Origin of the sequence: Actinomadura opuntiae (assembly GCF_030283205.1) — a bacterium.
Classification (GTDB): domain Bacteria; phylum Actinomycetota; class Actinomycetes; order Streptosporangiales; family Streptosporangiaceae; genus Spirillospora.
This window is the reverse complement of record NZ_JASNWF010000039.1, coordinates 1-22,661: the sequence shown is the minus strand read 5'-3', so window position 1 is coordinate 22,661 and position 22,661 is coordinate 1. Positions and strand designations below refer to the sequence as shown.

25 protein-coding genes are annotated in these 22,661 nt (G+C 75.0%); 12 read left to right on the top strand and 13 right to left on the bottom strand.

Annotated elements, in window-relative coordinates; genetic code table 11:
• The first annotated feature begins 147 nt into the window (after positions 1-147).
• Positions 148-939 carry a GntR family transcriptional regulator gene (locus QP089_RS46485; RefSeq protein WP_285921013.1) on the top strand — a complete coding sequence of 264 codons (792 nt, stop codon included), beginning with the start codon at positions 148-150 and terminating at the stop codon, positions 937-939.
• A gap of 91 nt (positions 940-1,030) precedes the next feature.
• Positions 1,031-1,816, top strand: a complete 786-nt coding sequence (locus QP089_RS46480) for a sulfite exporter TauE/SafE family protein (RefSeq protein ID WP_285921012.1) — start codon at positions 1,031-1,033, stop codon at positions 1,814-1,816.
• 25 nt (positions 1,817-1,841) lie between these two features.
• Here QP089_RS46480 and QP089_RS46475 read toward each other — a convergent pair whose 3' ends face one another.
• Entirely contained in the window at positions 1,842-2,828 is a 987-nt protein-coding gene (locus QP089_RS46475; protein ID WP_285921011.1) for a GlxA family transcriptional regulator, read from the bottom strand.
• 12 nt (positions 2,829-2,840) lie between these two features.
• Positions 2,841-3,458 carry a cysteine hydrolase family protein gene (locus QP089_RS46470; protein WP_285921010.1) on the bottom strand — a complete coding sequence of 206 codons (618 nt, stop codon included), beginning with the start codon at positions 3,456-3,458 and terminating at the stop codon, positions 2,841-2,843.
• 197 nt (positions 3,459-3,655) lie between these two features.
• Here QP089_RS46470 and QP089_RS46465 point away from each other — a divergent pair, with 197 nt between their 5' ends.
• Positions 3,656-4,936, top strand: coding sequence for a carboxylate-amine ligase (locus tag QP089_RS46465; RefSeq protein ID WP_285921009.1), 1,281 nt, complete (start codon positions 3,656-3,658; stop codon positions 4,934-4,936).
• Positions 4,937-4,962: 26 nt separating this feature from the next.
• On the opposite strand, the gene QP089_RS46460 is transcribed toward QP089_RS46465, so the two are convergent.
• The 6 genes from QP089_RS46460 to QP089_RS46435 all read right to left on the bottom strand — a co-directional run bounded on the left by QP089_RS46460 (position 4,963) and on the right by QP089_RS46435 (position 10,188).
• Positions 4,963-5,214, bottom strand: a complete 252-nt coding sequence (locus tag QP089_RS46460) for a hypothetical protein (RefSeq protein ID WP_285921008.1) — start codon at positions 5,212-5,214, stop codon at positions 4,963-4,965.
• 61 nt (positions 5,215-5,275) lie between these two features.
• Positions 5,276-6,346 (bottom strand): NAD-dependent epimerase/dehydratase family protein, encoded by a 1,071-nt coding sequence (locus QP089_RS46455; protein ID WP_285921007.1) that lies wholly within the window; start codon positions 6,344-6,346, stop codon positions 5,276-5,278.
• Positions 6,347-6,492: 146 nt separating this feature from the next.
• Positions 6,493-7,299 carry a methylated-DNA--[protein]-cysteine S-methyltransferase gene (locus tag QP089_RS46450; protein ID WP_285921006.1) on the bottom strand — a complete coding sequence of 269 codons (807 nt, stop codon included), beginning with the start codon at positions 7,297-7,299 and terminating at the stop codon, positions 6,493-6,495.
• Complete coding sequence (locus QP089_RS46445) at positions 7,296-8,030, bottom strand: RNA polymerase sigma factor (RefSeq protein ID WP_285921005.1); 735 nt, start codon at positions 8,028-8,030, stop codon at positions 7,296-7,298. The genes QP089_RS46450 and QP089_RS46445 overlap by 4 nt, the downstream gene beginning before the upstream one ends.
• Positions 8,031-8,101: 71 nt before the next feature.
• The gene (locus QP089_RS46440; protein WP_285921004.1) at positions 8,102-8,767 is read right to left on the bottom strand and encodes a response regulator; all 666 of its coding nucleotides are present in this window, start codon (positions 8,765-8,767) and stop codon (positions 8,102-8,104) included.
• On the bottom strand, positions 8,764-10,188 hold the full coding sequence (locus QP089_RS46435; RefSeq protein WP_285921003.1) for a sensor histidine kinase: 1,425 nt from the start codon (positions 10,186-10,188) through the stop codon (positions 8,764-8,766). Before QP089_RS46435 ends, QP089_RS46440 begins: the two co-directional genes overlap by 4 nt.
• Before the next feature lie 69 nt (positions 10,189-10,257).
• Here QP089_RS46435 and QP089_RS46430 point away from each other — a divergent pair, with 69 nt between their 5' ends.
• Both QP089_RS46430 and QP089_RS46425 read left to right on the top strand, forming a co-directional pair.
• Positions 10,258-12,039 carry a sensor histidine kinase gene (locus tag QP089_RS46430; protein WP_285921002.1) on the top strand — a complete coding sequence of 594 codons (1,782 nt, stop codon included), beginning with the start codon at positions 10,258-10,260 and terminating at the stop codon, positions 12,037-12,039.
• On the top strand, positions 12,036-12,698 hold the full coding sequence (locus QP089_RS46425; RefSeq protein WP_285921001.1) for a response regulator: 663 nt from the start codon (positions 12,036-12,038) through the stop codon (positions 12,696-12,698). Before QP089_RS46430 ends, QP089_RS46425 begins: the two co-directional genes overlap by 4 nt.
• Before the next feature lie 65 nt (positions 12,699-12,763).
• On the opposite strand, the gene QP089_RS46420 is transcribed toward QP089_RS46425, so the two are convergent.
• The 3 genes from QP089_RS46420 to QP089_RS46410 form a co-directional block, all read right to left on the bottom strand.
• Positions 12,764-13,570 carry an ABC transporter permease gene (locus QP089_RS46420; protein ID WP_285921000.1) on the bottom strand — a complete coding sequence of 269 codons (807 nt, stop codon included), beginning with the start codon at positions 13,568-13,570 and terminating at the stop codon, positions 12,764-12,766.
• Positions 13,567-14,499: an ATP-binding cassette domain-containing protein gene (locus QP089_RS46415; protein WP_285920999.1), complete on the bottom strand. Its 933-nt coding sequence runs from the start codon at positions 14,497-14,499 to the stop codon at positions 13,567-13,569. The genes QP089_RS46420 and QP089_RS46415 overlap by 4 nt, the downstream gene beginning before the upstream one ends.
• Positions 14,500-14,682: 183 nt before the next feature.
• Positions 14,683-15,522 carry a phosphatase PAP2 family protein gene (locus QP089_RS46410; RefSeq protein ID WP_285920998.1) on the bottom strand — a complete coding sequence of 280 codons (840 nt, stop codon included), beginning with the start codon at positions 15,520-15,522 and terminating at the stop codon, positions 14,683-14,685.
• A 294-nt stretch (positions 15,523-15,816) separates the two neighbouring features.
• Here QP089_RS46410 and QP089_RS46405 point away from each other — a divergent pair, with 294 nt between their 5' ends.
• From QP089_RS46405 to QP089_RS46390, 4 genes are all read left to right on the top strand, one after another.
• Complete coding sequence (locus QP089_RS46405) at positions 15,817-16,302, top strand: MarR family winged helix-turn-helix transcriptional regulator (RefSeq protein ID WP_285920997.1); 486 nt, start codon at positions 15,817-15,819, stop codon at positions 16,300-16,302.
• 276 nt (positions 16,303-16,578) lie between these two features.
• A complete protein-coding gene (locus tag QP089_RS46400) occupies positions 16,579-17,028 on the top strand; it encodes an MDR/zinc-dependent alcohol dehydrogenase-like family protein (RefSeq protein WP_285920996.1) in 450 nt (149 codons plus the stop codon).
• A 13-nt stretch (positions 17,029-17,041) separates the two neighbouring features.
• Complete coding sequence (locus QP089_RS46395) at positions 17,042-17,950, top strand: NmrA family NAD(P)-binding protein (protein ID WP_285920995.1); 909 nt, start codon at positions 17,042-17,044, stop codon at positions 17,948-17,950.
• Between the two features lie 153 nt (positions 17,951-18,103).
• Positions 18,104-18,739: an HAD family hydrolase gene (locus tag QP089_RS46390; RefSeq protein ID WP_285920994.1), complete on the top strand. Its 636-nt coding sequence runs from the start codon at positions 18,104-18,106 to the stop codon at positions 18,737-18,739.
• 39 nt (positions 18,740-18,778) lie between these two features.
• Here the strand turns inward: QP089_RS46390 and QP089_RS46385 are convergent, their stop codons facing one another.
• Positions 18,779-19,798 (bottom strand): tyrosine-type recombinase/integrase, encoded by a 1,020-nt coding sequence (locus QP089_RS46385; RefSeq protein ID WP_285920993.1) that lies wholly within the window; start codon positions 19,796-19,798, stop codon positions 18,779-18,781.
• Between the two features lie 112 nt (positions 19,799-19,910).
• Between QP089_RS46385 and QP089_RS46380 the strand changes: the two genes are divergently transcribed.
• Both QP089_RS46380 and QP089_RS46375 read left to right on the top strand, forming a co-directional pair.
• The gene (locus tag QP089_RS46380; protein WP_285920992.1) at positions 19,911-20,618 is read left to right on the top strand and encodes a DUF72 domain-containing protein; all 708 of its coding nucleotides are present in this window, start codon (positions 19,911-19,913) and stop codon (positions 20,616-20,618) included.
• 149 nt (positions 20,619-20,767) lie between these two features.
• A complete protein-coding gene (locus QP089_RS46375) occupies positions 20,768-21,034 on the top strand; it encodes a hypothetical protein (RefSeq protein ID WP_285920991.1) in 267 nt (88 codons plus the stop codon).
• Positions 21,035-21,194: 160 nt separating this feature from the next.
• Here the strand turns inward: QP089_RS46375 and QP089_RS46370 are convergent, their stop codons facing one another.
• Complete coding sequence (locus tag QP089_RS46370) at positions 21,195-21,749, bottom strand: isochorismatase family protein (RefSeq protein WP_285920990.1); 555 nt, start codon at positions 21,747-21,749, stop codon at positions 21,195-21,197.
• 129 nt (positions 21,750-21,878) lie between these two features.
• On the opposite strand from QP089_RS46370, the gene QP089_RS46365 reads away from it, so the two are divergent.
• Positions 21,879-22,661, top strand: a 783-nt coding sequence (locus QP089_RS46365) for an MFS transporter (protein WP_285920989.1), incomplete at its 3' end; no start/stop codon positions are given.

The following is a 22,661-nucleotide window of genomic DNA, read 5'->3' as shown; positions in this document are numbered from 1 at the left end:
GCCGAACTCTCCGCGGTTGCCGCGATGCCGCTGGTCGGGCGTCTTTCCAGGTCACCTCGGGTGGCGTAACAGTGGCGTAATGTGGGTGCGGCATCGTGGGAGGTGGCGGGCCGCGCCGGGACGGCGGGCCCGCGGAAGGGGGACGGGATGGACGGGACGCCGCGGGCGCGCCGGGAGGAGTGGGTGTCATCGCGGCCGCGGGCCGAGCGGGCCCGGCAGGCCGCCGACGTGCTGCGCCAGCAGATCACCGGCGGCGCGTTCCCCGGCGGGACGCTCCCGGACGAGCGGGAGCTGGGCGAGCGGCTCGGCGCGTCCCGCAACGCCGTCCGCGAGGCGCTGGCGCTGCTGCGCGCCGAGGGGCTGGTCACGCGGCGGCGGGGCGTGGGCACCACGGTGGTGGCGGCCAAGCACGGGCACGGGCTGGACCGGCTCGCCGGGCTCGCCGAGGCGCTGACCGGGCACGGCACGGTCACCAACGAGGTCCGCGAGATCGGCCGGGTCCCGGTGCCGCCGCCGGCGGTGGCGGCGCGGCTGGGGCTGGCGCCCGGCGCGGGCGCGGTGCGGATCGAGCGGCTGCGGCGGCTGGAGGGCGAGCCGCTGTCGCTGGACACCACCTACCTTCCCGGCGACATCGGCGAGGGGCTGCTGGGCCGGCCCGAGCTCGGGCGGGAGCTGGCCGAGCGGGACCTGTTCGGGCTGGTCGAGGAGGTCGCCGGGCAGCCGCTGGGCCGGGCGGAGGTGCAGGTGCACGCGGTGGCGGCCGCGCCGGCGACGGCGGCGCTGCTCGGTGTCCCGGCGGGCGCGGCGATCTTCTCGATCGACCGGCTCGCGCATCTGGCCGACGGGCGGCCGGTCGACAGCGAGGCGCTGCACATCCGCGCGGACCGGTTGACGCTGCGCGCCACCCTGCACCGGGCCCCGGCGCCGCCCGGCGCCTGACGTCCTGGCCGTCCTGGCCGTTCGCTCTGACCTGGGCGAGGAGCGCGCCGCTCTTGGCCGTGTCGTCGTGTGCTTTGCGGGAGGAGGGGCCGTGGGCGGTCTCGGGATGCCGGTGCTGCTGGGGCTGGTGCTGTTCGGGCTGGTCGCCGGGGTCGGGATCACGGCGGTCGGGCCGGGCGGGGTGCTGGTGACGGTCGGGCTGTTCGCGCTGACCGGGCTGTCGCCGGCGCAGGTGGCGGGGACGGCGATCGTCACGCACGTGGCGACCGGGGCGCTGGCGACCGCCGCCTACACCCGCTCGGGGCAGCTGCGCGAGCGCGGCACGCGCCGCACCGCGGCGGTGCTGGCGGCCGCGGGGGTGGCCGGAACGCCGCTGGGGGTGCTGGTCAACAGCGCGGTGTCCGGGCGTGTGTTCGGGATACTTCTGGGGGTGTTCGTGGCGCTGGTGGCGGTGCTGGTGTGGCACCGGACGGGCCGCCGCGCCGCTACGTCCGCCGGGCTGGGCGGCGGGCCGGTGGGCGGGCCGGGGACGCCGCTGGTGGCGGCGGTCGGGTTCGCGGTGGCGGTGGCCAGCGGAGTGTTCGGGATCGGCGGTCCGATGCTGAGCGTGCCGCTGCTGGTGGCGCTGGGCGCGCCGGTGCTGTCGGCGCTGGCGGCGGCGCAGGCGCAGTCGGTGGTGATCGCGGCGGTGGGGACGGCGGGTTACGTGGCGGTGGGCGCGGTGGACTGGCCGCTGGCGGCGCTGACGGGCGTGCCGGAACTTGCCGGGGTGCTGGCGGGCTGGGTCATCGCCCGCGCGGTGCCGGCGGGCGCGCTGACGGGCGCGTTGATCGTCAGCCTGTTCGCGCTCGCCCCCTACCTGGCCCTGCACGGCTGACCGCCTCCGCGGGACGCCGGGTTCGTCATCCGGACGGTGACCGCAGGCCCGCGGTGGGGCGGGGCTGAGCGCGCAGGCGGCGGAGCATGCGGGCGTCGGTGAATCCGACGGCGCGGGCGGCGGCGTCGGTGGTGGCGCCCTGCCCGATGAGGTGCTCGGCGTGTTCCAGGCGCAGTTCCTGCTGGTAGCGCAGCGGGGTGAGGCCGGTCGCGGCGGTGAAGCGGCGGGTGAGGGTGCGTTCGCTGACGCCGGTGGCGGCGGCGAGGCCGGCCAGCGGCAGCGGCGCGGTGTAGCGGGCGTCGATGAGGTCCTGGGCGCGGTGGACGGTGTCGCTGAGGTGCGCGCGGTGCCGCAGCATCGCGCCGACCTGCGGTTCGTCGCCGTTGCGGCGGGCGTAGACGACCATGGAGCGGGCGACGCGGGCGGCGGTGCCGGGGCCGTGGCGGGCGGCGACCAGGTGCAGGGCGAGGTCGATGCCGCTGGCGATCCCGGCGGAGGTGACGACGCGGCCGTCGGTGACGTACAGCACGTCGGGGACGATGGTGGCGCGGGGGTGGCGGCGGGCCAGGTCGTCCTGGATCTCGTGGTGGGTGGTGCAGCGGCGGCCGTCCAGCAGCCCGGCGTGGCCGAGGGCGAACGCGCCGGCGCAGACGCTGGCGACCAGGCCGCCGCGGGCGTGGTGGGCGGCGAGCCGCCGGGCGGTGGCGGCGGCGACGGGCGGGGCGTGCAGGGCGCCGGCGCGCCACCGCCAGCCCGGGACGACGAGGATGTCGGCGGGCCGCAGGGCGGGCCAGGCGGTGGCGGCCCGCAGGGTGAGGCCCTGGGCGGTGGTGATCGTGTCCTGCTCGGCGACGTAGGTGAGCCGGTACCGGTGCGGTGCAACGCCGCCTGGGCCATTTGCGCCGCCTGTGCCGCCGGCGAGCAGGTCGTCGGCGGCGGAGAACACCTGGGCGGGCCCGGCCAGGTCGAGCAGGTGGACGCCGGGGACGAGCAGGAAGGCGATCTGGGTCACGATCCGGTCAGCCTACCGGCCTTCAGCTGCGCTGATGGCCGCGGCGGTGGCCGGGGCGAGGTCGTCGAGTGCGGCGATGGCGGCGAAGCGGCCGGCGAGGGCGTACTCGGTGCGGGCGATGATGTCGGCGGTGGTGAGGGTGGCGGGGTCGGCGAGGATCTCGGCGTGGGTGCGGCCGGGCGGGGCGTCGCGGTGGGCGATGGGGAAGGTGGCGGTGGCGTCGGTGACGAAGGTGACCCGGTAGCCGAGGTCGGCGGCCAGCCGCGCGGTGGTCTCGCAGCACTGCTCGGTCTGGATACCGCAGATCACGACCTCGCCGACGCCGTGGGCGGTGAGCAGTTGCTGCAGGTTGGTGGTGGTGAAGGCGTTGCGGGAGGTCTTGGTGACGACCGGTTCGCCGTCGCGGGGGAGAAGGCCGTCCATGAGGCGGACGTGGCCGAGGGCGGGGTCGAAGGCGGTGCCGGTGCCGGGTTCGGCGTGCAGGACCCACACCACCAGGTCCCCGGCGGCGCGCGCGGCGGCGGCCAGGCGGGCGGCGCGGGCGGCGATGTCGGGCGCCGACACCGCCTCCCAGTTGGCGCGCACGCGGAAGGACTCCTGGACGTCGATGACGAGAAGGGCTCGGTTCATGCCCTCGAGTCTGGCGGCCGTCCGGGCGGCCGGGCAGGCATGATCGCGGCGGGATGCGGAACGATCCGGTCAGGGAGACCGGCGCCGGGGCGGGAGGGACGGCGTTGTCGGGGCATTGCCGGGGTGACGTGCCCGGACAGGACGAGGGGGGGAACCGGATGGGGGGAGATGCTCCGGGGGAGATCCCGGAGCCCGGCGTGCCCGCCACGGCGGAGGCGGCCGGTGCGATGGCGTGCGTGCCGGGGGTGAGCGTCGGGGTGGAGGAGGAGTTCCTGCTGGTGGACGCGGTGTCGGGCGAGTGCGTCCCCGCGGCGGGCCCGGTGCTGGCGGGGGCGGGGGTGCACCGTTTCCGGCACTCGGGGGGCTCGTTCCAGCCCGAGATGCTGTCCTCGCAGGTGGAGGCGGCCACGGGGGTCTGCCGCGACCTGGACGGGCTGGACACGCAGCTGCGGTACGGGCGCGAGCGCCTGGCGGACGCGGCGCGGGCGGCGGGGGCCCGGCTGGTGGCCTCGGGGACGCCCCTGCTGTGCGGGGCTCCGCCGCCGCCCGCGCCCGGTGAGCGGTTCGAGCGGATCCTGCGCGCCTACGGGGACGTGGTCGAGGACTACCAGGCGTGCGGCTGCCACGTCCACGTGGGCGTGCCCGATCGGGACACGGCGGTCGCGGTGGTGAACCACCTGCGGCCCTGGCTGCCGGTGCTGCTGGCGCTGTCGGCGAACTCGCCGTTCGACACGACCGGCACCCGTGCCGGTGGCGGTCGCGGCGGGCCGGGGTTCGCCAGCCGCCGGATGCTGGCGATCGGACGGTTCCCCGGCGCGGGGACACCGCCGTGGTCGGCGTCGGCGGCCGAGTACGACCGGCGGGTGGCGACGCTGGTGGAGGCGGGGGTGCTGGTGGACGAGGCGATGACGTTCTGGCTGGCGCGGCCGTCGCCGCGGTGGCCGACGGTGGAGGTGCGGGTGGCGGACGCGGCGGCGACGGCGGGGGAGGCGCTGCTGCACGCGGCGCTGGTGCGGGGCCTGGTCGCCACCGCGCTGGCGGACCTGTCGGCGGGCCGCGAGGCGCCGCCGGTGGACGCGCAGGTGTGCGCGGCGGCGCTGTGGGCGGCGGCGCGCAACGCGATGGCGGGCCCGGCGATGGACGCGGCGACCGGCACCACGGCGGCGCCGTGGCGGCTGGTGGACGACCTGGTCGCGCGGATCGCGCCGGCGCTGGAGGAGGCCGGGGACCTGGGCCGGGTGCTCGCGCTGGTGGAGCGGGTGCGGCGGGCGGGCACGGGCGCCGACCGGCAGCGCCGCGCCGCTGGCGGGGCTGGCGGGGCGCGGGCGGTGGTGAACATGCTCGCCGACCAGACCTGCGCCGCCCTGCCCCCGGTCCCGCACGACGACGACGCGGGCAACGATGCGGGCGACGTCGCGGGTGACGAAGGGGTGGTGCCGGTCCCGGAGCGCGGCAGTGTGGCGCCCGACGAGCCCTGACCCGACCGCCGCTGGCCTCGGGGCGGCTATCCGCCGAGGCTGTCGAGGGCGGTGTCGAGGCGCTGGGCGAGGCGTTCGAGCTGCTCGTCGTTGGCGCCGGTGTCGAGTTCGGCGATGACGGCGTCTCGCGTGGTGATCACCAGGGCGCCGTCGGCGTCGTCGCGTCCGGCGGGCGTGGACGGTACGACGGCGGCCTGCCCGCCGACGACGACGAGCGCGGCGTCGCGGTCGGCGGAGGCCAGCAGCTCGTGCAGGTGGTCCGGTGTGATCGTCGGCATCGGGTGACCTCCAGTGGGGTGATCGGGACGGTACGCGGGGACGGTACGCGGGGGCAGAGGGCTAGGGGTTGCGGCCGACGCCGGTGGTGATCTCGTGGACGCGGGCCGGGCCGCCGGTGTCCGGCGACAGCGGCGGGGTGTCGCGTCCGGCGCCGGTGCGCAGTCCCTCCAGGAACGCGGCCATCGCGTCCAGGGAGGTGTGCCGGGGCGTCCAGCCGAGTTCGCCGCGGGCGCGCGCGGTGTCCATGATCGGTACTTGCAGGGCCAGGTCGAACAGGCCGGGCGAGGCGGGGACCAGGTGCAGGTTCCACGCGGCGGACAGCGCGGCGCGCACGGCGCGGGCGGGCACCCGGACGGTGCGGGCGCCGAGCAGGCCGGCGAGTGCGCGGGGGTCGACGACGGGGTCGGCGGCGATGTTGAAGGCGCCGCGGGCGTCGCCGAGCGCGGCGAGCGCGAACGCCTGTCCGGCATCGGCGGAGTGCAGGGCCTGGAAGCGCAGGCCGGGCAGGTCGGGGACGACCGGGACCAGGCCGGGGCGGGCGAGCCGGCCGGGCAGCAGCGGCCCGGCGAACAGGCGGCGCTGCTGGGCGGCGCTCTGGCGTTCGAAGATGAACCCGGGGCGGATCCGCACGACGCGGGTTTCGGGGCGGCGGGCCTCGAAGGCGTCCAGGAGCCGTTCGACGTAGGCCTTCTCGCGACTGTAGGCGGCGCCGGGCCAGCCGTGGGTGGGCCAGGACTCGTCGACGGCGCGGTCCTTGGGGCCGGGGGAGTAGGCGCCGACCGAGGACGCCACGACCAGGGCGGGCACGCCGGCGGCGGCGACGGCGTCCAGCACGCGGGTGGTGCCGACGACGTTGGAGTCCCAGGTGACGGCGGGGCGGTGGGTGGGCTGGAACAGCCACGCCAGGTGGATCACCGCGTCGGCGCCGCGCAGCAGGGGGACCAGGTCGGAGTCGGTGACGTCGGCCTTCGCCCATTCGACGCGGTCGCCGCCGCGGGCGGCGGTGCCGGCGTGCGGGCCGGGTCCGCGGCGCGACACCCCGACCAGGGAGGTGAGGCGGGGGTCGGCGGTGAGCGCCTCGACGGTGCTGGTGCCGATGTTGCCGGTGGCTCCGGTGACGACGACCCGCATGGTGTCTCCCCCCAGTCGTCCCTGCAGGTGGACGCCCCATTCCCGCCACGCGCCGCTCTACACGCGCCGCGCGCGGCCACGCAGGGCCCCCGGCCGCGCCTCCACGGGCGGCTCGGCGGGGCGGGTCCGGGGGAGAGGGGAGGGGGTCAGACGAGCGACAGCTCGGGGCGGCCGTCCGGGCGGCAGTGCCGGCACGGCCGGTACCCGGCGGTCTCGGCGGCGGCCAGGTCCCGGAAGCCGCGGCGGTGCGGCGGGGTGATCCGGCGGGCGTCGGCGCAGGTCGGGAAGCACACGATCCGCGTGGTGTCGCTGCCGACCAGCCGCACCCCGCGCCGCGCGAGCTCGGTGACCTCCTCGACGTCGACGTCCTCGGCGCGCAGCAGCCGCTCCTTGGCCGCCGCCCCGAACACGTACTCGCCCAGCGATCCGTCCGACCGCGTCACCCGGTGGCAGGGGATCAGCAGCGGCACCGGGTTGCGGCCCAGCGCCGACCCGACGGCCCGCACCGCCTTGGGGCGGCCCGCGCGCCGCGCCACCCACGCGTACGGGCGGGTCTGCCCGCGCGGGATCGCCGCCGCGGCGCGCAGCACCGCCGCCTCGAAGGTGCTCAGGCCGCGCAGGTCCAGGGGCAGGTCGCCGAGCCGCCCGGTCCGCAGTGCCGGGACCAGCCCGGCGGGCGGCGCGTCGGCGGGCAGCAGCGGCCGCGCGAACCGCAGCCGGAACTCCCAGGCGAACTTCTCGGGGTCCATCCCGGCCCGTACGAACGTTACGCCCCGGTCGGTGAAGGCCACCTGCAGGTCCTCCAGCGGCCCGTCGACCTGGACGCGGCGCGCGACGATCCTGTCCAGCAGCGCGGGCGGGGCGTCGGCGGTCAGCCCGGCCAGGTTCGCCAGCATCCGGTCGGTGGGCTCCATCGCCGACAGCGCGTCGGACGTGGAATCGGTGCCGCTCATCGGGTCCCCCCTTGCTCCAGGTCATCATGCCCGGCTCCGCCGCGCCGCGCCCGCCGGCCGGGCGGATCGGCCTCGGCGTGCAGGCGGCGCAGCCGGGCCAGGCCGCGCGACACGTGCGACTTCACGGTGCCCTCCGGCACCCCCATCACCTCGGCGATCTCCGCCACCGGAAGGTCGGTGACGTGCCGCAGCACCACCGCGGCGCGCTGCGCGGCGGGCAGCTCGGCCAGCAGCCCCGCCAGCTCGCGCCCGGTCTCGCGGCGCGCCGCCGCGTCCTCCACGCCCTCGGCGGGGTCGGGCGGGTCGGGCGCGTCCTCCAGCGGTCCCGGCGGCGGTTTGCGGGCCGCGGTCCGCAGCCCGTTGCGCCACACGTTGGTCAGGATCGTCAGCAGCCACGCCCGCGGCCGCAGCTCGGCGATCCGCTCGGGCCCGTATCCGCATAGCGCCCGGTAGGCGCGCAGGAACGCCTCGGCGGCCAGGTCCTCGGCCTCCGCCCAACGCCCGCACAGCCGCAGCGCGGTGGAGAACACCGGGCCCCGGTACGCCTCGTACAGCACGGCGAACCCGGCGTCCAGGTCGCCCGACAGCGCCGCGACGACGTGCGCGCACGCCGGGTCGGCGCCGCGGCCGCCGTCGTCGCCGTCCGCGGCGCCGTCCGCGGCGCCGTCTGCGGCGTCGCCGGTGGCGGAAGGGGCTGCGGGCCGGATCACGACCTCCTCGGTTACCGTCACGTCCTGTTCAACACCGCCGCGGCCCGGCCCGTTGCAGCCCCGCGCACCGCGTCCGGTGTGCCGGGGCGAGGTCAGCCGAGCCAGCCGGGACGGATCATTCCCGACTCGTAGGCCAGCACCACCAGCTGCGCCCGGTCCCGCGCGCCGAGCTTGGCCAGGATGCGGCTGACGTGGGTCTTGGCGGTCGCCGGGGACAGCACCAGCCGCTCGGCGATCTCCTCGTTCGACAGGCCCTGCGCGACCAGCTCCAGGACCTCCCGCTCCCGCGCGGTCAGCGCGTCCAGCCGGACGGTGGGCGGCGGCGCGGTGATCCGGGAGGCGAACTCGGCGATCAGCCGGCGGGTCACCGCCGGCGCCAGCAGCGCGTCGCCGCGCGCCACCACCCGCACCCCGTGGATCAGCTCGGGCGGCTCGGTGTCCTTCACCAGGAACCCGCTCGCCCCCGCCTTGATCGCCCCGTACACGTACTCGTCCAGGTCGAACGTGGTCAGGATCACCACCTTGACGCCGGCCAGGGCGGGGTCGGACACGATCCGGCGGGTCGCCTCCAGCCCGTCCAGCACCGGCATCCGCACGTCCATCAGCACCACGTCGGGGCGCAGCTCGCGCGCCAGCCGCACCGCCCGCTCGCCGTCCCCGGCCTCGGCGAGGATCTCCAGGTCGTCCTCGCCCTCCAGGATCGAGCGGAACCCGGCCCGCACCAGCGTCTGGTCGTCGGCCAGCACCACCCCGATCACGAGTCCTCCCACATCGCCCGCCGCGGTTTCGCGTCCGCCACCTGTTCTCCCGCCTCGTCGTCGTGCGCCTCCCGGCCGGGCGGGGCGTCCAGCGGCAGCCGCGCCCGCACCCGGAACCCGCCGCCGGGCGCCGGCCCCGCGGTCAGCTCCCCGCCGACCGCCGCGGCGCGCTCGCGCATGCCGCGCAGCCCGTTCCCGCGCGCCGGCCCGTCCGCCGCCCCGTCCGCCCCGGTGGGTGGGCCCGACCCATCATCGTCGATCCGGACGATCACCGCGTCCGCGGTGCACCGCACCTCCACCGTCACCTCCCGGGCGCCGGCGTGGCGGACGACGTTGGTCAGTGCCTCCTGCACGATCCGGTATCCGGCCAGTCCCACCGGCGCGGGCACCGCCGCCAGCGGCCCGCCGCCCTCCCCGTCCCCGGCATCGGTGGCGTCGTCGGTGAGGTCGCCGGCCCGCACCACCCGCAGGCCCGTGGCCGACGTCCGCTCCAGCAGCTCACCGACCCGCGCCAGCGACGGCACCGGCTCCACCGGCCCCGCCCCGCCGCCGTCCCCGGGCGCGCCGGCCTCGTCGACCTGCCGCAGCACGCCCAGCACCCCGCGCAGCTCCCGCAACGTCTGCCGGCTCGCCGCCTTGATCGCCTCCAGCGCCGCGTACGCCCGCGCGGGGTCGTCGCGGCGGTGCAGCGCCGCACCCGCCTGCACGTTGATCAGCGAGATCTGGTGCGCGAGGACGTCGTGCAGCTCCCGCGCGATCCGCAGCCGCTCCTGCGCCGCGCGCCGCAGCGCCTCCTCCTCCCGGCTGCGTTCGGCCTCGGCGGCGCGCCGCTCGGCCTCCTCGACCCGGTACCGCCGCCCCCGCACGTACTGCCCGACCCCGACCGTCAGCAGCAGCGCCAGCGTCAGCGACGCCACGCCGCGGGCGTCGGCCACCGCGTCGGGATCGCCGCCGTCCCCGCCGCCCCGCACCGCCGAGGTGGTCAGGAACCCGGCGTTCACCACGATCACCGCGCCCAGCGGGACCGCGAGCCGGCACTGCACCGCCGCGTTGAACAGCGCCACCAGGAACACGAAGGCGATCGGCCCGTCCGGATAGCCCAGCGGGTAGTACAGCGGCGGCACCACGGTCGCCACCGCCAGCAGCACCACCGGATGCCGGCGCCGCCACGCCAGCGCCAGCGTCGTCACCGCGATCAGCGCGGCCCCGCCCGGCCACAGCGGGCGGTCCCCGGGTTTGCCGGCGACCGCGCTCATCACCAGCGTGATCACCAGGGCGGCCACCGCCGGCAGCGCCTCGGCGGCCCGGCCCCAACCCCACCGCTCCCACCATGGGCGGGGGAGTGCCGCCCGCGGCCGCGCGGGCGGGCCGGGCGGCGCGGGCCGCCCCGGGCGCCCGGGGCGCGGCGAGGGCACGGTCACCCGCCCACCGTAGCGGCCCCTGACTTTCGGCAGTATCAGCGCAGATCACCGGCTTGTACCGTGGTCCGGGTGAACGACCCGGCCACCACCGTCCCGCCGCGCCCGGGGGAGCGGCCCGCCCTGCGGCCCGCCGGGGACACCGGGGCGCCGCCCGGCCGCACCGGCGTCCGGGACGCCCTGCGCGCGGCCCGCGGCCGGGTGCGCGCCGCCGTGCGCCGCCCGAGCCGGGCGCTGCTGGTCAAGGACGTCGTGCTGTGGGCGGTGCTGGCACTGCCCGTGGTGTTCGACCTGATCTCCCCGCTCGAGCCGTCCCGGCCGTCGTGGTGGCTGAAGATCGCCGGCCTCGGTGTCCTGGCCGCCGCCGTCGCGGTCGGCCGGACCTGGCCGGCGACCGCGCTCATCACCGCCACCGCCCTGATCGCCGTGCACGGCAACTTCGCCTTCGCGCTGCCCGTCATGTCCTACCTGGCCGGGCTGCGCAGCGCCCGCGCCCGCACGGTGCTGTGGGGCTTCACCGCCGTGTTCGCCGCCGGCACCCTGCTCAACATCGTCCGCGGCATCGACGTCACCACCTGGTTCCCGCTGACGATCTGGCTGGTGCTGCTCGGTGTGCTGCCCTGGCTCGCCGGCCGCTACTGGCGCCAGTACCGCGAGCTGCTGCACGCCGGGTGGGAACGCGCCGACCGTCTGGAACGCGAGCAGCACCTCATCGCCGAACGCGAACGGTTGCGCGAACGCGCCCGCATCGCCCAGGACATGCACGACACCCTCGGCCACGAGCTCGCCCTCATCGCCGTCCGCGCCGGCGCCCTGCAGGTCGCCGCGGGCCTGGACGACCGGCACCGCGCCGCCGCCGCCGAACTGCGCGCCGGCGCCGCCGACGCCACCGAGCACCTGCGCGAGATCATCGGCGTCCTGCGCGAGGACACCGCCCGCCGCACCGAACCGGGGGAGAGCCCCGCCCCGGCCCCCGGCGACGGGGACGCGCCCGTGCAGCCGGTCCACGAAAGCGTCCACGACCTGGTCGAACGCGCCCGCGCCTCCGGCGTCCCCGTCCACCTGGCCCCCGGCGGCCCCACCGCCGCGGCACAGTCCTCGCACCTCCCGCCGATGATCGCGCTCGCCGCGCACCGCATCGTCCAGGAGGCCATCACCAACGCCGCCAAACACGCCCCCGGCGCCCCGATCACCGTCACCCTCACCCGCCGCACCGCACCGCCCGCCCTCACCGTCAGCGTCGTCAACGACCCGCCGCCCGAAGGCCCCGCGCTGCTGCCGACCGGCGGCGGCCACGGCCTCACCGGCCTGGCCGAACGCGCCCGCCTCGCCGGCGGCACCCTGCACGCCGCGCCCACCGGCGGCGGCGGCTTCGCCGTGCGCGCCACCCTCCCCGAGACGCCGCCGGGCCCGCTCCCGGCCCCCGCCGCGCCCGGCGAGCCGTCCGAATCTGCCCGGCACCTGGAACGCGAGCGCCGCCAGGTCCGCCGGGGCCTGGTCACGGCCATCACCGTCCCCGCCGCCCTCATCGCGGCGCTCGGCGCCGTCATGCTCGGCTACTACGCCTACGCCACCCTCAACTCCGTCCTGCGCCCCGCCGACTACGCCGCCCTGCGCGTCGGCGACGCCCGCGCCGACGTCCAGCACGTCCTGCCGCCCATGCAGGCCACCGAGGCGGGCGGCGTCCGCGCCCGCGTCCCCGAGCCGCCCGGCGCCCGCTGCCGCTACTACCGGCCCACCGCCGACCTGCTGGGCACCGGCCACCTGTACCGGCTGTGCTTCGCCGGCGGCCGCCTGGTCGCCAAGGACTCCTACAGCACCGCCGACCCCGACCCCGCGAAAGGCCACGAGTGATCCGCGTCCTGCTCGCCGACGACGAGACCATGATCCGCGCCGGCGTCCGCGCCATCCTGTCCGCCGACCCCGGCATCGACGTCGTCGCCGAGGCCGGCGACGGCCGCGAGGCCGTCGACCTCACCCTGGCCCACCATCCCGACGTCGCGCTGCTGGACATCCGCATGCCCCGCATGGACGGCCTCGCCGCCGCCGACGAGCTGCGCCGCGTCGCCCCCGCCACCGCCGTCGCCGTCCTGACCACCTTCGGCGAGGACGACTACATCGCCCGCGCCCTGTCCGGCGGCGCCAGCGGCTTCCTGCTCAAGTCCGGCGACCCGCACGAGCTGATCGCCGGGGTCCGCGCCGTCGCCGCCGGCGCGGCGTTCCTGTCGCCCAAGGTCGCCCACCGCGTCATCACCGAGCTGTCGGGCGGCCGCATGGCCGCCGGCGCCGCCGCCCGCCGCCGCACCGCCGGGCTCACCCCCCGCGAACGCCAGGTCCTCGCCCTGCTCGGCGCCGGCCTGTCCAACGCCGAGATCGCCGACCGGCTCCACGTCGTCGAGGGCACCGTCAAGGCCTACGTCAGCGCCATCCTCACCCGGCTGGACGTCAGGAACCGCGTCCAGGCCGCGATCCTCGCCCACGAGGCCGGCCTCGTCCACGACCCCGCCTCCTGACACCCCCGGAAGAGGGGGCCGCCGCATCCGGTCACCGGACGCGGCAGCCCCCTGGTTTCTGCCGGTCAGGCGTCGCGGCGCCGCAGCACCAGCACCCCGCCCCACAGCGCCGCCACCGTCCACGCCCCCAGGATCGCCGCCCCGGCCACCTCCGGGTACGGACCGTCCCCGGTCATCAGGTACCGGCCCGCCGTGCTCGGCAGCGCGTCGGCCACGTGGCGGCCCGCGCTGGAACCGGCGTTCACCAGCACCATCGGCACCACCAGCAGGAACAGGAACGCCGTCGTCAGCGTCCCCGCCGTGCTGCGCAGCATCGCCCCGATCCCCAGCACGAGCAGGCTCACCAGCGCCAGATACACCCCCATCTGCAGCGCGTCGTCGACGACCACCACCGCCCGCAGCCGGCCCCACTCGCCCAGCACCGGACCGGCCACCGCCGTCCCCACCGCACCCAGCACCACGCCCGCCGGCAGCATCACCGCCGCCAGCACCGCCGCCTTCGCGGCCAGCATCCGCCCCCGCCGCGGCACCCACTGCAGCGTCGAGCGGATGCTGCCCGTCGCGTACTCACCGGTGATCACCAGGATCGCCACCGCCACGACCACGAACTGCACCATGTCCAGCGAGGAGACCGCGACGCCGCTCACCGACACCACCCCCTGGTCGTCGGAGGCGACCTCGTTGGTGTTGTTCGACACCGTCGAGGACGCCAGGATCAGCGACAGCAGCCCCATCAACGCGGCCGCGCCCGCAAGGCCCCACCACGTCGACCGCACCGACCACAGCTTCGTCCACTCCGCCGCGACCGCCCCGGGCAGGCCCCCGCCCGCCCGCTCCGCGCCGCCCGCCCGCGCGCCCACCGCCGCCATCACGCCTGCGCCCCGGCCGCCGCACCGGCGCCGTACTCCACGCTGGTCCCCGTCAACTCCATGTACGCCTCCTCAAGCGACGCCTTCACCTCGCTCAGCTCCAGCAGCGGGACCCCCGCCTCATAGGCCGCCCAGCCCACCCGCTCCAGCGGCAGGCCCGACACCAGCAGCTCCTGCTCCGCCACCCGCGCCACCTCCACCGTGTCGACGCCGCCCGCCTCGAGCCGCGCGGCCAGGTCCGCCGCCCGCGGGCTGCGCACCCGCACCGCGTTGCGGGAACTGGACGCGATCACCTCCGCGACCGGCGCGTCCGCGATCAGCCGCCCCTTCCCGATCACCACCAGCCGGTCCGCCGTCAGCTGCATCTCGCTCATCAGATGCGACGACACGAACACCGTCCGGCCCTCCGCCGCCAGCGACCGCATCAGCCGCCGCACCCACAGCACCCCGTCCGGGTCCAGCCCGTTCACCGGCTCGTCGAACAGCAGCACCCCCGGGTCGCCCAGCAGCGCACCCGCGATCCCCAGCCGCTGCCCCATCCCCAGCGAGAACGACCCGGCCCGCCTGCCCGCCACCGCCTCCAGGCCGACCAGGCCGAGCACCTCCTCCACCCGGCCCGCGGCGATCCCGTTGCTGCGCGCCATCGCCAGCAGGTGCCGCCGCGCCGACCGCCCCGGATGCACCGCCCTGGCCTCCAGCAACGCCCCCACCTCGCGCAGCGGATGCCGGAACTCCCCATACCGGCGTCCGGCCACCAGCGCCGCCCCCGCGCTCGGACGGTCCAGCCCCACGATCATCCGCATCGTCGTGGACTTCCCGGCGCCGTTCGGCCCCAGGAACCCCGTCACCTTCCCCGCCGCCACCTCCAGCGACAGCCCGTCGACCGCCGCCTTGTCCCCGAACCGCTTCGTCAGCCCACGCAAAGCGATCATCACACCGTCCCCTCGGTTCCGATTCCCTGTCCAGGCCAGAACCTAGGCGGCGGGGGAGCGGCCCCGCAGTGCCCGAACGCCACCCCCCGACCCCCACTTTCGGCAGGGAACCGGCGCCCGTCCCGCGCAACGCGAAGCGGGCCGCTCCGACACCGGAACGGCCCGCCGACACCCGCCTGACGCCTACGTGCCCGGCCGGTGATGCCGCCCCACCGCGCCGCCGGCGCCACCGCCGACACCGCGCCCACCGCCGACGCCGCCGACACCGCGGACGCCGCCCATCACGTCCGGCATCGTCACCGCAGCGTCCGGCACGCGGCGGCCGTCCACCCGCGTCACACCGGCCGCCCCCGCCGGGACCGGCGCCTGCGCCCGCACCGCGCCCACGCCCCGCAGGCCACCGGCCGGCGCACCGGCCACCGCCGGACGCGCCCCCAGCACCACCGCGCCCGCCGGGAAACCGCGCAGGAAGTCCACCACCGGCTCGGCCAGCCGCACCACCACCAGCGCCACCAGCGGCGCCACCACCACGCCCACGCAGAACCCCGCCGCCACGTCGTGCGGGTAATGCACCCCGACGAACACCCGCGAGAACGCCATCAGCGCCGCCAGCGGCAGCACCAGCGGAGCCAGCGCCCGCCACACCACCACCAGCACCGCCGCCGACGCCGCCGCGATCGTCGCGTGGTTGCTCGGGAACGACCAGTCCCCGGGCGACGGGCACGCCGCGATGTGCACCGCCCCCGCCACCGCCCGGCACGGCCGCTCCTCCCGAAGGAAGTCCTTCGACACCTCGCTCACCAGGTACGCCGCCACCATCGCGAACGGCGCCGCCAGCGCCAGCCCCATGGACCGCGCGTCCCGGCTCCGCGCCCGCCACCAGCCCGCCACGAACAGCACCGCGAACAACAGCAGCCCGGCGTTCGTGCCGACGTCCGCCACCGAATGCACCCACGACGGCGTGCCCCACGCCCACTCGGTCACATCCCGGTACAGCTGGACGCTGATATCTGGCGCTTGCATGCTCTCCCTCACGCTCGAGACGACCCGCCCGGCACCCCGTCCGACACCGCAACGGCCGCCGAAGTTCACCCCACGTTCACCGTCCCGTAGAGCTTGGCATGTACCGACGATGGCCCGCGCCGCAAACGCCGCGCATCCTCCGCAAGGCGACCCGGAACCCAACTAAAGACAGCCCCGCCGCTCATCCGCGCGGACGACCCGGCGTGTTCCGAGGCCGAAGGTGCATGCGCTTGCATCCAGTTCGCTCATGCGACATAGTTGGTTTGACGCAACCAACTGTTCGGGGGTGTGAGGATGGAACGGGCACCGGCCGGCAAGGACGGCCCCTCCCGCCCGCAGCGCGAGGCCGTCGACGGAGTGGCGGCGGCACTGGCCACCGTGGGCAACTGGATGTTCTCCCCGGCCACACGCCGCAAGATCATGGCGTCGTCCGGGCTGGAACTGTCCCTGGGGGACTACACCCTGCTGGCCCAGGTGTCGCTGCACGCACCGGTACGCCTGTCGGTCCTGGCCGAGCTGATGGAGGTCGACAAGTCCACCCTGTCGCCCCCCGCCAAACGCCTGGAATCACGCGGACTCATCGAACGCCGGCCCGACCCCGCCGACGCCCGAGCACAACTGGTCAGCGTCACACGGGCCGGGAAACTCGCCATCAGCAAGCTCTGGAAAGCGCGCACCGCCGCCATCGCCGCCCTCCTCGCGGACTGGGAAGCGGACGACATCGAACAACTGGCCGCCGGCCTCGGCGCCCTCAGCGAAGCGATCAAGAAAGGACGATGAGCCCAGCACGGTTCTGCCCTCCGCCCGCGGCGAGACATAGCACCGCGGCCACCTAGAAGCCCGGCGCCGCTCCACCCCCCGTCGGCGCGCGGCAGCGTGCCGCCACCACGCCCCGCCCGCCATCCCCGACACGCCGCCGCACCCTCGGATCTCTACCGACCCGCACAAGGCCGCCGCAGCCCCCGGCCCTGGTTCTCGCGCGCCCGAACTCGGCGCGGCCCTCTGCACGCCCTCCACCGCCACGCCCACCAACACCGCTTCTCCACCAAGGAAGTGATGCCCCATGCGTGCCGTTCTGCTGCACGAATTCGGACCACCGACCCAAAGGAGATCGCCGGACGGGTCACCGAGGTCGGCCCCGCCGGCGACACCGCCCTGACCGGCGCACGCGTCCTGGCCAGCACCACGGGCCTGGGCGGATACGCCCCCACCGCCACCCTCATCCCGGTCGACGACCGCATCGGCCTACCCGAAGCCGTCGCCCTCTACAGGTACGGCGTCACCGCCCAAGGCCTGATCAGAGCGGCCCACGTGACCGCTGGAGACCGGGTCCTCGACCTGGCCGCCGCCGGACACCTCACACCGGTGATCGGCCAACGTTTCCCCTGGAACGGGCAGCCAACGCGCACGCCGCCAAAACCCTGCTCATTCCCTGAACCCAACCCTAAACGTCCTCCGGCCCGCACCGCGGGACCGCAGGCGAACATCCACGTTGATTTCCACTAAGGAGCCCAACACCATGTCCTCTTTCCCCAAGGTCTTCGTGGCCGGCGCCACCGGACTGCTCGGCGGCCAGATCGTCCAAGCCCTCCTCGACCAGGGCACCCCCGTGCGGGCCCTGGTCCGCCCCGGCACCAGCCAGGAGAAGAAGGTTTCCCTGACCGCCCGGCAGGCCCACGGCCTGGAACTCGTCGAAGGCGACCTCACTGACCCGGCCGAACGACTGGCCGACGCCGTCGGCGACGCCACAACTGTGATCTCGGCCGTCCAGGGCGGCCCCGACGTGATCATCGACGGCCAGGTCAACCTCGTGCACGCCGCGGAGAAGGCCGGCGCCCACCGGTTCGTCCCGTCCGACTTCGCCGTCGACGTGACCAAGCTCGACGACGGCGACAACTTCATGATCGACTGGCGCCGGCAGGCCACCGCCGCCTACTTCGGCACCCGCCTCGAAGTCGTCTCCGTCCTCAACGGCGCCTTCTACGAGGTGATGACCGGCTTCATGGGACTCATCGACTGGGAACAGGGCACCCTGTCCCACTGGGGAGACCCCGACCAGCCACTCGACCTCACCTCGGTCGCCGACACCGCCGCCTACACCGCCGCCGTCGCCCTCGACCCGGCCGCCACCGGCACCATGCGCTTCGCCGGCGAGGTCATCTCCATGCGGCAGTTCCACGACGCCGTCCAACGCGGCTCCGGCCGCACCCTGCGACTGCACCACCTCGGCACCGCCGACGACCTCCGCGCAGAAATCAACCGCCAAGCGGCGGCCACGCAGAACCCGTTCGACTACGTCGCCCTGCAGTACCAGTGGTGCATGGTGAGCGGCAAAGCCAAGTTCGACACCCTCGACAACACCAGGTACCCGCACATCACACCCCTGCCGCTGACCGACTTCGTCCGCGGCACCGCACCCACCCGTTAACGCACACCGTCCGGTAAGCCGGTACGCGGCCACCACCCACCGGGGGACGACCGCGTACCGGCCCACCACACCGAACACCGCGAGCAGCCCCACACACCCCGACGCCAAAACCCGCTCGCCCGCCACCACCGCCATCCACCACACTCACATCACGTGACACACCTGCACATCTTCGACATGGACGGCACCCTCCTCAACGGCACCACCGCCAACCTCGAACTCGCCCGCCACCTCGGCACCCTCCCCGAACTCCACGCCCTCGAAGCCCGATTCGCCGCCGGCACCCTCGACACCCGCGGCTTCTCCACCGAAATCCACCGCCTCTGGCACCACCTCACCCCCGACCACATCGCCGCCGCCTACACCGCAAGCCCCTGGCTCACCGGCATCGCCGACGTCTGCGCCGACATCCGCGCACGCGGCGAACACTCCGCCGTCATCACCATGTCACCCGACTTCTTCGCCCACCGCCTCCTCGACCTCGGCTTCGACCACGTCATCGCCTCCCGCTTCCCCCCGCTCCCGTTCACCACCGCACCCCTCGACACCACCGGCATCCTCACCCCCGACGACAAGGTCCGCATCGCCGAACAACTCCGCACCCGCCACGGCCTCACCACCGACCAATGCCTCGCCTACGGCGACTCCATGTCCGACGCACCCCTCTTCCGCCACCTCACCAACACCATCGCCGTCAACGCCGACCACCACCTCGCCGACATCGCCACCCTCGACTACCGCGGCACCGACCTCACCGCCGCCTACACCCTCGCCCGCACCCTCCTGTGACCACCACCGCGCCGGGGGAGCGGCACCCCATCCCACGGCTCACCCCCGCTCCACCGGACCCAGCAGCGGATGCACCCGCATCGCCGCCTCCAACTCACCCGGCAACTCATCCCGATACCGCCCCAGCGTCGACAGATCCGCATGCCCCAGCACTCGCCGCACCGCATCCATGTCCGTCGCCGCCGCCAGCAGATGCGTCGCCGTCGTATGCCGCAACCCATGCGGCGTCACACTCCGCCGCCGACCCGGCTCCACCCCCTCCAGCACCCGATCGATCACCGCCTGCACATCACCCCGCGCCAACCGCCGCCCCCGCCACGACAACAGCAACGCCCGCGACTCCACCCCGCGATCCAGCAACCGGCGCCCCTGCGCCAGATACGCGTCCAGCACCTCCACCACCGGCTGGGGGAGCGGCACATCCCGCGTCCGCCCGCCCTTACCGAAGATCCGCCAATACCGCGTCCCGCCGTTGACGAAGAAATCCTCCGCATTCGCCCGCGTCAGCTCCGACACCCGCGGCCCCACCGCCGCCAGCAACAACACGATCAACCCGTCCCGCAACTCCGTCCGCTGATCCACCCGCCGCCGCACCACCGGACCCTCCTCCGCCAGACCCCGCGCCGCCCCCAGCAGCCCCTCCGCCTGCTCCGCCGTCAACGCCCGCCGCTCCGCACGCAACCCGCCCCGATGCTTCGGCCGCACCGTCACCGCCCGCATCGGATCCAGCTGAACCCACCCCGCCACCACCGCGTACTTGAAGAACGCCGACACCGACCGCCGGAACCGCGCCTGCGACGACGCGCTCTGCGTCCCGCCTCCGCCCACCGGCGCGCCGGCCGCGCGCCGCCGCCCGTCCGGCTTGCGCGCGAACCCCAGCAGCACCTCATCGACGTCCTGTCCCGTCAGATCGTCCAGCACCCGATCGGCGCCCGCCAGCTCCGCGAACGTCACCACGTCCCGCGCGTAGACCTCCGCCGTCGCGGGCGCCAGAGCCCCCGTGGAGGTCTTCGCCCGGACCATCTCCGCGTAACGGTCCACGGCCTCGGCAACGGTCACTCGCTGAACATCGGCAGGGCGCACCCGCCGGACGCTACAACCCGCCACCGACAGAACCGCCGCGCGGCGGGTAGGACGACCCCACCCGGTGCCCAGGGGAGGGGAGTGGCCCGTGCTGATCGGCACATCCGGATGGCAGTACGCCGACTGGCGCGACGTCCTGTACCCGACCGGCGTCCCGCAACGCGCCTGGCTGCGACGCTACGGCGAGGTCTTCGCCACCGTCGAGAACAACAACGCCTTCTACCGGCTCCCCAAACGCACCACCTTCGAAGCCTGGCGCGACAACACACCGCCCGGCTTCGTCATGGCCGTCAAAGCCAGCCGCTACCTCACCCACATGAAACGCCTCAACGACCCCGCCGAACCCGTCGCCCGCCTCATGGAAGCCGCCGGCGGCCTCGGCGCAAAGCTCGGCCCCGTCCTGCTGCAACTCCCGCCCACCCTGCAGGCCGAGCCCGACCGGCTGGACGCGTGCCTGCGCCGATTCCCCGCCGGCGTCCGCGTCGCCGTCGAGCCGCGCCACCCCACCTGGTGGACCGACGAGGTGCGCCGCGTCCTGGAACGCCACAGCGCGGCGCTGTGCTGGGCCGACCGCCTCGGCCGCCCCCTGACGCCTCTGTGGCGGACGGCCGACTGGCTCTACCTGCGCTTCCATGAAGGCGCCGCCGACCCCTGGCCCCACTACGACGACGAAACGCTGCAAGCCTGGGCCGACCGCCTGCACGGCGCCGACGACGCCTACGTCTACTTCAACAACGACCCCGGAGGAGCCGCCGTCCGCAACGCCCTGCGCTTCATCGACCTCACCTCAACGTGACACAGGGGAACACAAGCGACAAACTACGCAAACCAGACAGAATTCAGCTTCTGTCTGGTTAGACCAAGCAGCCCGACGAGCACCCACGGGGCACCGTACGACCGACCCGTTACTTCTCGCAGGGGACAGGCTTCTCCTACAGCTCCCGCATGGCGCCCCTGGAGGAGCTCGCGAAGCCGATCGCGCCGACGGCGAACGCGCCAGGCGCGCTGACGTGCAGGAAAACTGCCTCTGACCTGCGGTTTCAGCGCCATACGTGCGTCCTGGACGTACTTGTCACGGCCATGTGCTGTCAGCATCTGGGCTGCGATGGCGATGCCAGCACGGTACGTCGCCTAGAAGATCAGGTCGCGCTCGCGCCCTTGGCGCTCGAAGCACAGGCATTGATGGTCGCCGCCGGACTTTCGGGTCGATGAACGCCTTGCCCCAGGCGTCCGCCGCGCCGACACCAACGAGCTTCCACGCTGACGCACCGACGGAACTGCCCGGCTCGCCCCGCTTCCAGCTGGTCTCACAGATGGTCGATAATGAGCATTATGTTAAGTAGACCTGGAACGCCCCGCTTCCGGGTCGCGCTCACTGGGCGAAGGTGACCTCGTCGGTCGAAGCGACGGCGGCGGTGCGTCCGGGTGCTCGGTGGTAGCGCCAGTAGAGGTTGGTGTGGGCGATGACCTGGCCGGGCGGCGGGGCGCCCCATTCGCTGTTGTCGGGTGCGGTGTGCGCGTCGGCGACGAGGGTGACGTCGTAGCCGCGCGTGAAGGCGCCGTGGATCGTCGAGCGGATGCATGCGTCGGTCTCGGCGCCGGTGACGACGAGGCGGCCGATCCCGGCGCCGGCCAGGACGTGTTCCAGGTCGGTGCCTTCGAAGGCGTCGCCGTAGTTCTTGTGCACGAGCGGTTCCGGTGCGCGGCGCGCCAGTTCGGGGACGTAGCGCCAGGCGTCGGTCCCCTGCCGCAGTTCGGCGTCGGAGTGCTGGACCCAGATGACGGGGACGTTCTCGGCGCGGGCTTTGTCGACGAGCGCGGCGATGTTGGTGATGACGGTGCCGCGCTGGTGGGCGTGAGCCATGACGCCGTTCTGCACGTCGATCACGATGAGGGCGGTGTTGGGGCGGTCTGGCAGCGTGGTCATGAGTCTCCCCTGGGCCGGCTCTGGGCTCTGGGCTCTGGCGGGCAGGTTAAGCGGTGGCGCCGACAGTTGCGCGGAGTTTAGGGTCGCGGCATGACGTGGCGATGTTGATGCTCCTCCCCCGGGTCCGGGTTGGCGCGCAGGCTGTACGTCTACGCGTTCCTTGAGGACTTCATCCTTCTTTATCCGGTTTATTCGGTGTTGTTCGCCGAGGCCGGGTTGTCGGCGGCGGCGATCTCGTCGCTGTTCGTGGTCTGGTCGGTGACGGGCTTCGTCGTCGAGCTGCCCGCCGGGCTGTGGGCGGACGTGGTCTCGCGGCAGTCGCTGCTGGTGGCCGCTCCCCTGCTGGCCGGCGCTGGGTTCGGGCTGTGGGCGTTCGTCCCGTCGTATCCGGCGTTCGCGGCGGGTTTCGTGTTGTGGGGTGCGGGGTCGGCGCTGCGGTCGGGTGCGCTGCAGGCGCTGGTGTACGAGGCGCTCGAGCGGTCGGGTGAAACGCAGGCGTATGCGCGGTTGATCGGGCGTTCGGAGGCGGTGGCGCTGCTGGGGGTGGTGGCGGCGAGCGCGGTCGCGTCGCCGGTGCTGGCGGTGGGCGGTTACCGGGCGTTGGGGGTGGCGAGTGTGGTGGCGTGCGCGGGGTGTGCGGTGGCGGGGTGGTTCCTGCCGGACGAGCGGGCGGGCCGGGCGGAGGGCGAGGCGTCGTTCGCGCGGGTCCTGCGGGAGGGCGTGGCTCAGGTGCGGGGCGTGCCGGCGGTGCGGGGGGCGCTGGTCCTGGTCGCGGTGCTGACGGGCGTGACGTCGTTGGACGAGTACGTGCCGTTGCTGGTGCGGTCGACGGGGGTGGCGGCGGTGTGGGTTCCGGTGCTGGTGCTGGTGGTGACGGTGGGGGGCGCGGTGGGCGGTTGGGTGGCGGGGCGG